General features: G+C 58.7%; 9 protein-coding genes. 8 read left to right on the top strand and 1 reads right to left on the bottom strand.

Features of this window, described 5'->3' with window-relative positions; translation table 11 throughout:
- Nucleotides 1-195 precede the first annotated feature (195 nt).
- Genes ACH2EH_RS22235 through ACH2EH_RS22210 form a run of 6 tightly spaced genes read left to right on the top strand, consistent with a single transcriptional unit; the run spans nt 196 to nt 5,210 of the window.
- On the top strand, nt 196-771 hold the full coding sequence (locus ACH2EH_RS22235) for a 4Fe-4S dicluster domain-containing protein (protein WP_395145185.1): 576 nt from the start codon (nt 196-198) through the stop codon (nt 769-771).
- Nucleotides 768-1,310 carry a ubiquinol-cytochrome c reductase iron-sulfur subunit gene (locus ACH2EH_RS22230; protein WP_395145184.1) on the top strand — a complete coding sequence of 181 codons (543 nt, stop codon included), beginning with the start codon at nt 768-770 and terminating at the stop codon, nt 1,308-1,310. Before ACH2EH_RS22235 ends, ACH2EH_RS22230 begins: the two co-directional genes overlap by 4 nt.
- Entirely contained in the window at nt 1,307-1,561 is a 255-nt protein-coding gene (locus tag ACH2EH_RS22225) for a DUF6755 family protein (RefSeq protein WP_395145182.1), read from the top strand. Before ACH2EH_RS22230 ends, ACH2EH_RS22225 begins: the two co-directional genes overlap by 4 nt.
- 6 nt (nt 1,562-1,567) lie before the next feature.
- On the top strand, nt 1,568-2,779 hold the full coding sequence (locus ACH2EH_RS22220) for a nitrate/nitrite transporter (RefSeq protein WP_395145180.1): 1,212 nt from the start codon (nt 1,568-1,570) through the stop codon (nt 2,777-2,779).
- A gap of 20 nt (nt 2,780-2,799) precedes the next feature.
- Nucleotides 2,800-4,155, top strand: a complete 1,356-nt coding sequence (locus ACH2EH_RS22215; protein ID WP_395145178.1) for an MFS transporter — start codon at nt 2,800-2,802, stop codon at nt 4,153-4,155.
- Nucleotides 4,155-5,210 carry an MFS transporter gene (locus ACH2EH_RS22210; protein WP_395145177.1) on the top strand — a complete coding sequence of 352 codons (1,056 nt, stop codon included), beginning with the start codon at nt 4,155-4,157 and terminating at the stop codon, nt 5,208-5,210. The genes ACH2EH_RS22215 and ACH2EH_RS22210 overlap by 1 nt, the downstream gene beginning before the upstream one ends.
- A gap of 36 nt (nt 5,211-5,246) precedes the next feature.
- Here the strand turns inward: ACH2EH_RS22210 and tnpA are convergent, their stop codons facing one another.
- Nucleotides 5,247-5,666: an IS200/IS605 family transposase gene (gene tnpA, locus ACH2EH_RS22205; protein WP_394795457.1), complete on the bottom strand. Its 420-nt coding sequence runs from the start codon at nt 5,664-5,666 to the stop codon at nt 5,247-5,249.
- A gap of 198 nt (nt 5,667-5,864) precedes the next feature.
- On the opposite strand from tnpA, the gene ACH2EH_RS22200 reads away from it, so the two are divergent.
- Nucleotides 5,865-7,151, top strand: coding sequence for a hypothetical protein (locus tag ACH2EH_RS22200; protein WP_395145175.1), 1,287 nt, complete (start codon nt 5,865-5,867; stop codon nt 7,149-7,151).
- Nucleotides 7,152-7,163: 12 nt separating this feature from the next.
- A partial coding sequence (locus ACH2EH_RS22195; RefSeq protein WP_395145173.1) for an alginate export family protein occupies nt 7,164-8,510 on the top strand: 1,347 nt, incomplete at its 3' end.

The raw sequence follows: 8,510 nt of genomic DNA, 5'->3' as shown, positions 1-8,510 counted from the left end.
CACTTTCAGAGTGTCCTCCCCTAAACGGCGTATTTACGTATTTTGCCCGTGAGTTCCGCCCACTGAAGTAGGCGTCTGTGAGCCTTCGGCTGGGATGTCGCTCCGCGACTCAAAACTTATGTTAATCCGCCAATTCGGGGATTCTTCTTGCGCCATATAATTGGATAATCACATCCAGATATGTAAGATGTTTTTATCGTTGATCCCGCACGCTGTATTGGCTGCCAAGCGTGTGTGCAAGCCTGTGGTGAGTGTGGGACGCACCGTGGAATCTCGATGATCCACCTGGAGTACTTCCAGCGAGAAGAGACCACGCAGACAACACCCCAGGTCTGCATGCACTGTGAGGAGCCGACTTGTGCTCTGGTCTGTCCGGCGGATGCCATCAAGCAGACCCCAGACGGTGTGGTGCAAACCTCGCTCAAGCCGCGCTGTGTAGGATGTAGTAACTGCGTTCTGGCCTGCCCCTTTGGCGTCCCCAAGTACGATGCGCCCGTGGATCAGATGATGAAGTGCGACATGTGCTACGACCGAACGTCCATCGGGAAGAGGCCAATGTGCGCCACGGTCTGCCCGTCGGAAGCGCTTTACTTTGGTTCCTTAGAGACTTGGCAAAAACGGCGGCGGGGACGAGCGGTCAATGAGTTTCGCTTCGGGCAGCAGACCGTCAAGACATTGGTCTATTTAGTGCTCTCCGACAACAAACCCGAGCGGCTGGATATTGGCCTAGTGCCACTCCAGAACTGGATAAAGAAAGACAAGACACAATGAGCTGTGGTGGAAACTGCGAGAACTGCAAGAGCAAGCCCCCTGAGGAGAAGTGGCGCGAGGACTTCCCTGTGGAGTGGTCGGCGGATAACTATGTCACACGCCGCGACTTCACTCGTTTTCTGATCCTCACCAGCGGCGCGACATTTCTGGGCAACGGCTATTTTGTCGCTAAGAACGCCCTCATCCCCCGCGCAGAGTCCGGCCCAATCGTGAAGATCGCCACCACGGAGGAGCTTGTGGTGGGCGGGGTCAAGCTCTTCCGCTACCCCACCGAGGCTGACCCCGCGATGCTGATTCGTCTAGGGGAAGAAAGCTTTGTGGCCTTTCGGCAGCGCTGCACGCACCTCTCCTGCCCGGTGCACTTCAACGCCGAGAAGACCCATCTCGACTGCCCGTGCCACAACGGAACTTTCGATGCCCGCACGGGGCGCGTCCTGGGCGGCCCTCCCCCGCGCCCGCTTCCTCGGATCGCCCTGAAGATCGAGAATGGGGAGATCTTTGCTTCGGGACTTGCGGCCCAGGAAGGAGCCGAGGGATGAAGGAGAGTGGACGGATGAGGCGGCGTGTCTGGTGGCAGCGACGGGCGCAGGCAATGGTGATGCTTCTGTGCATGGCGCTTGCCCTCTTTTTGATCCAGCTCTGGCTCATCACCCTCGCGCTAGAGGAGCACCTGGCGGAGCACTCCGCCCTAGCGTTGCCGACGTTTCTCGCCTCCGGTGTTTGCTTCGCCTTCAACCTGCTCCTGCTGTGCTACATCCACGACCTGGACCACCGCAAAGAGGAGGGCTAGCGAGTCATGGAAAAGACGCAACGAATGACGGTGCTCTGGCTGAGTTTTATCGGCTTCGCGCTGATGTTCGCAGCCTGGACGATGTTTGGGGTGTTGGGCATCCCGATTCGCAAGGAGCTGGGCCTCACAGACATGCAGCTTGCCTGGCTCTCGGCGCTGGCGATCCTCAATGGAGCACTCTGGCGGCTCCCACTGGGAATGCTCGCGGATAAAATCGGGGGGCGCAAGACCTTTTTAGGGTGCCTGCTCTTCTCCGCCGTTGCCTCCCTGCTGGTATCGCGGAGCCACTCCTATGGGGTGCTCCTAGCCTGTGCCGTGCTAGTGGGGATGGCGGGTAATAGCTTCACAATCGGCTCAGCATGGAATGCGGCGTGGTTCCCCAAGGCGCAGCAGGGTTTTGCGCTGGGCCTCTTTGGCGCGGGAAACGTGGGGGCAAGTGTCACGAAGCTTATCGCCCCCCTGCTCATTGCCGCCGTCCCGGCAGTGGGAATGCTCGGCGGCTTCGTCCCGGGCGGCTGGCGCTTTGTCCCCTTTCTCTACGCCTGCTTGCTCCTGTTGATGGCACTGATGGTTACCATGATCGCTCCCACACCGGATGTGATTCCCAACCAGGGCCGCCCGCTCCGTGGGATGCTTCGCCCGCTGCACGAGATCCGGGTCTGGCGTTTCTCGCTCTACTACACCGTTGTCTTTGGGGTCTATGTGGCGCTGTCTGTCTGGCTCCCCAAGTACTACGTGGATGTCTACGACCTGCCGCTGAAAAAAGCAGCACTGATGTGCGTCCCGTATATCTTCGCCTCCAGTTTGCTACGGCCTCTGGGTGGCTGGCTCTCGGATCGCTTCGCCCCCCGCAAGCTGACCTACGCCGTTTTTATTGTGGGCGCACTCGCCTGTGGTGCCCTTAGCTTCCCTCAAGAAATGTGGCCGTTTTTCTGGCTGACACTGCTACTCGGCATCACACAGGGCTTTGGAAAGGCGAGCACAATCAAGTACATCCCAGACTACTACCCAAAAGATGTCGGCACCGTGGTCGGACTAGTGGGCGCACTCGCTGCACTGGGTGGCTTTGGTTTGCCGCCACTCTTTGCCGCGCTCAAGACCGCCACGGGCCAGCCACAGTCACTCTTCTGGGCGCTCCTGGCACTGACTTTGGTGAGCTTGGGCTGGCTACACGCCGTGGTCGTGCACATCCACCGCGACGAAGAACACGTGATTTAGATTTTAGGAGGACTAAAACAATGGCAACACAATCTTTACCGGAGACGAAACGCACGGGCACAAGCTGGCTCTCCGACTGGAAACCTGAGGATAATACGTTCTGGGAGATAGGCGGAAAAGCCACCGCCTGGAAGACACTCTGGGTGACGACCTACTGCCTGCTTCTCGCATTTGCAACCTGGTTCGTGGTCAGCGCCGTGCTCGTGCGCCTCACGGGGATCGGCTTCAAGCTCGATAAAGGCCAGCTCTTCTGGCTCGCGGCGATGCCAGGGCTGGCAGCGGGAACACTGCGTATTATTCACACGTTTCTCATTCCGATCTTCGGGACACGCCACACGGTCGCAATCTCGACCCTGCTCCTACTCGTCCCTTGTATCGGCTGGGCCTGGGCAATCCAGAACCCGGAGACCCCGTTCTCGGTGCTGATGCTCCTGGCGTTTCTGGCTGGGCTGGGCGGTGGCAACTTCAGCTCGTTTATGCCCAGCACGAGCCTCTTCTTCCCCAAGAAGCAGCTTGGCACCGCCCTGGGGATTCAGGCGGGGATCGGCAACTTTGGAGTGAGTGTGGTGCAGTTCCTGACCCCGATTGTGATTGGCATTGGGATGGTCGGCGGGACGCAGTTCTTCAACGATCCCAAGAAGAATATCCACGACAAGCCGCTCCACCTGCAGAATGCCTTTCTGATCTGGATTCCGCTCATTATTATCGGCGCGATCTGGGCCTGGGTTGCCCTGCGCTCGGTGCCTGTGAAAGCGACTTTCAGAGAACAGACCGATATCTTTAAGGAGAAACACACCTGGATCATGACAGCGCTCTACATCATGACCTTTGGCTCGTTCTCCGGGTTCTCGGCATCGTTTGGCCTCATGATCAAGGAACTCTACGGCAAGTTCCCCGATGCGCCTGATGCCCTGAAATACGCTTTTATCGGGCCGTTTCTAGGAGCGCTGCTACGCGTCCTCTTCGGGCCGATCTGCGATAAAATCGGTGGTGCAAAAGTAACCATGCTCTCGGGGATTGGGCTGACGGTCTGTGCAGTGCTCGCCACTCGCTACACCGCCCCCACCTCAGTGGATCAGTTTGGTGGCTTTCTCTGGACTATGCTCGGGCTGTTCTTCTTCAGTGGGATCGGCAACGCCAGCACGTTCAAGCAGATGCCCATGATCTTCCCACCCCGGCAGGCATCGGGCGTGATCGGATGGACCTCCGCAATTGCTGCGTACGGCCCGTTTCTCTTCGCCTCGTCCATTGGCGCTATCTTGGGCGCAACCGGCAGCCCAACGGCGTTCTTCTGGGGAGTGGCGGTGTTCTATCTCTTCTGCCTGGTTCTGAACTGGCACTTCTATACCCGTCCTGGCGCGGAGAAACCCTGCTAATGTCTGGTTCTCGTCTGTTCGGCCTCGACCTTCGGGCGCTCTTGTGGGCGTCTGGAGCGGCCTTCCTCAATATCATCGCGATCTACGTGGGTTCGGGGCGCATGGCGCGCTTCGACCCCGCGCTTATCGCCTACACCTGCGCCTGCATCTTCGCGACATTTGGCGTGGTCTATCGCTTTGGCGTGTGGCTGGAGAAGCCCGCCACGGCGCTCTACTGGAAACGCGGCTGGCGGCTCTTTCTGCGGCCATCGCATGTCGTGAAAAACTGCCTGCATCTGGTCGTCCTTGCCTGGAACAACTTAATTGCACAGACCTTTATCGAGAAGCGGAGCCACACACGCTGGGTCGCTCACTTTCTGATTTCCTGGGGCTTCCTCATCGCCTGCGCCGTGACTTTCCCACTTGTCTTTGGCTGGGTGGCGTTTGAGGCCGACCCGAGTGATCCCGCAAAGTACATTACGTTTGTCTTCGGTTTTGCGGCCATGGCGTTTCCGGCGCACTCGCTCTTTGGCTGGGTTATCTTTCATATCCTAGACTTCTGCGCGGTCGCCATTCTGGTAGGGATGGGCTTTGCCTTCAAGCGCCGCCTCTACGATCCCGGCGCACTGACCGTCCAGCAGTTCGCCAACGACTTCTTCCCCCTGATCCTGCTTTTTGCCGTCTGCCTGACCGGCCTCATGCTCACAGCTAGCGCGGCCTGGATGCACGGGCACAACTATAGTTTCCTAGCCACCCTCCATGCCTTCAGCGTGATTATCACGCTGCTCTACCTTCCCTTTGGCAAGTTCTTCCATGTGTTTCAGCGCCCCGCTAATATCGGAGTGCAGTTCTATAAAGAGGAGGGGAAACTCTCCGCCCGCGCCCACTGCCGTCTTTGCAGCGCGGACTACGCCTCCCAGATGCAGGTAGACGATCTAAAGACGGTATTAACGCAGCTCGGCCTTGACCAGACACTCGATGAAGGAGGACACTACCAGGAGGTCTGCCCAACCTGCCGCCGCAGACTGCTCGCCGCCAACCAGCTTGAGGCAATTGGAGAACCGGGGTTTCTGTGATGTCGCAAGCGACTGGGGAATTTTGTTCGTAGATACCTACTCTGGAGTGCGTTCCCAGCGCGGCCAGGGATTGTTTCCCGAGTGGTGCTCTTTCTGGTAGTGAACATAGGCGATAGCGTTTTCGCAGTGGTCACGGCTGAGAGAAAATGCCGCGTAGCCGTCAGCCCACTTGAAAAATCCCTCGGTCAGCAGTTCCCCTGCTAGCGCCGAGGAGGCTCCCTTAAGCTGTTTCATCAGATTGGCAAGGCTTGTAGTAGAAGGAATTGTTAGTACCACATGGACATGATCAGGCATTCCTCCGATGGCCAGCACCGTACAACCCAGCTTCGTAGCCTCAAATTCAATGCACCGATAAACAGAGCGCTCCAGCACTTCCGTGACAAGCGGCCGCCGTTCATACGTCGTCCACACCAGATGGAGCGCGATCTCAATTAAATTTCGTCTCGAAGCCTTCATGCCTGTAGAACGGGTGAGATCCCCCCATTCTTACAAAAAGACATAACTATTTTTTCCCATCCTCTCCCAGTCGCTTGCGACATCATGGCCGAAGGCCCGTAGACGCCCACGTTCGTGTGGGCGGACACGTTTCTGTGACCGTCCAAAATCCGTCATTGAGGGGATAATCGGACAAAGAAATCCGAATATACTAACACCATGAAACGCTGGCTCCTGGTAACCCTTCCCCTCCTGGGACTTCTCCCCGCCTTTGCGGCGACGCAGCGAGCAGGGGACGCGCCCGACGCAATGACACAGTATCTCACAGCAACGGTGGATGATCCCGTGGCGCGGCTCCAGAAAAAGCTGGATGCGGGTAGTGCAAAACTCACCTGGAGTGAGTATGGCTATCTGAAGTCCGTCCTTAAAGAGCTGGGCATCTCCCCGCGCACACAGACCCTGGTCTTCTCAAAGACAAGCCTGCAACGGGAGAGAATCTCACCGCGTACCCCCCGCGCACTCTACTTCAACGATGACTGCTATGTCGGCTGGTGCCAAGATGGTGTGGTGGTTGAGCTGGCGGTACAGGACCCGAAATGGGGGACGATCTTCTACACCCTGCCCCAGCAGCCCACCGCGACACCAAAGTTTGTTCGTCAGAGTTACGAGTGCCTCCAGTGCCATAGCTCCCCCATGACCGAGAACATTCCCGGCCTTGCCGTCCGCTCGGTCTACCCCATGGCCGATGGCAACCCGGATCTGCGCGAGGGAACGTTTCTGACAAGTGACCTAAGCCCCCTCAAAGAGCGCTGGGGTGGCTGGTACGTCAGCGGACGACACGGCAAGATGCGGCACATGGGCAACGTTATCGCCCAACGCTACGACAATGTGAGCGAGATGGATCGGGAAAAGGGAGCCAATGCCCTGGATCTGCGACGCTACTTTGATACCAAACCCTACCTCACACCGCACTCGGATATTGCCGCGCTCATGGTTCTGGAGCACCAGGCACGGGTTCACAATGTCCTCACCAAAGCGGCCTTCACCGTACGGGACACCCTCCGCGACGAGGCCCGGATGAACGAAGTGCTAAAAGAGAGTGGCCGCCGTGAGAGCACGACCCGACGCATCGAGAGTGCGTGTGAGCCTCTCGTTCAGGCGCTCTTGTTCTCCGGTGCTGCGGAGCTCACCTCCCCCGTGATCGGAACCGCGGGCTTCGAGGAGCAGTTCTCCGCCCGTGGCCCGAAAGACACACAGGGGCGCTCGCTCTATCAGCTCGATCTCACCAAACGCCTGCTACGCCACCCGTGTAGCTATCTTATCTACTCGGAAGCGTTCGATGCCCTCCCCGCCGAGGCGCGAGCGCAGGTGGCACGGCGCTTCGAGGAGATTCTGAGCGGCAAAGACCAGAGCGTCCCCTTCGCACATCTCAACTCAAGCGAGCGTCGGGCCATTCTGGAAATACTCGCCGCCACAAAGCCTGGCTTCCTCACAATAACTCCCTAGGATAGAAACCCAATGCGCACTGTTTTTCTACTGGCGACAACACTCACCCTGACCGCCCTGACCACAACCTCGTTTGCCCAGACAACGACCTACGCGGGTTCGCTCCGCGTTCGACAAGAAGGCTGGGACTGGTTCAAGCCTGCGGGCAGCTTCCAGAATGCCTACACCTTCACCGGCGCGACACTGTGCTACGGTGCGACGCGAGCCACCAAAACCAGTGCCATCAGCCTGGAGCTAGAGGCACCGGCGCTCTTCAGCCTGCCCACACGCGCCACAGCCCCCGCCCCCCAGGGCGGCCTTGGGCTGGGGGCGCTCTACCGCGGCTTCAATGGCAACCAGACCGCAGGGCTCTTTATCAAACAGGCGTTCTATCAGGACAAGCAATGCGGTGTGCGCGCCGGGCGCTTCGAGTTCAACGACGGCACAGAGTCCGTTCCTGAGAATCCCACACTAGCCTGGGTGAAGAGCCAGCGGGTAAGCCAGCGCCTGATTGGGACATTCGGCTGGAGCCAGGTCGGACGCAGCTTTGATGGGGTGCACTACAGCAAGACTAAAAATACGGACAATCTCACGGCAGTAGCTGCCTACCCGACCCGTGGTGTCTTTGACCTGGATGGCAATCCGACTCTCACCTCGGTGCACTTTGGGTATGTTGCCGCCACACGCACCACAAAAAACAAGGATGAGCGCCTTTTTGGCATTCTCTACGACGATTCCCGCAAGGGAGTGACCAAAGTGGACAACCGGGCCGCTGCAGCGACGGCGGCAGATAAAAATCCGATTCGCCTTCTGACTCTTGGCGGTCACTATGCCCGAACGGGGGAGAACGAGCACGGTAAGTGGGATGTCTTGGGCTGGGCCGCCCTCCAGAGCGGCAACTGGGGAACACAGAGCCAGCAGGCTCACGCCTACTCACTAGAGGCGGGCTGGCAGCCCAAAAAGGCAAAAAATGCTCCCTGGTTCCGAGTGGGCTATGATGTCTACTGCGGTGATGGTAACCCCACCGATAACAAGCACCAGACCTTCGCGCCGCTGCTCAATACGCCGCGTCTCTACGCCCGCACACCGTTCTTCGCCGAGGCAAATAGCCGTGATCTCTTTATCCAAGCCATTGTCCGCCCCGACAAGAAGACAACTCTACGCGCCGATCTTCACCAGGTCGCGCTCGATAAGGCCGCCGACCGCTGGTACGCCGCCGGAGGGCCATTTCTCTCCGCCGGAAGCTTTGGGCTGATCGGGCGCACCAATCCTAGCGGCGGTACGGCGCTCGCGGATATGATTGATGTGAGCGCGGATCGGGTGATTGACAAGCGCACCAGCACGTCAGTCTATGTTGGGCATCTTCTCGGCAACACGGTC

The organism is Armatimonas sp. (assembly GCF_043760365.1).
GTDB lineage: Bacteria > Armatimonadota > Armatimonadia > Armatimonadales > Armatimonadaceae > Armatimonas.
Note: the sequence above shows the minus strand (reverse complement) of the source record. Positions and strands in the feature narration are given on the sequence as shown.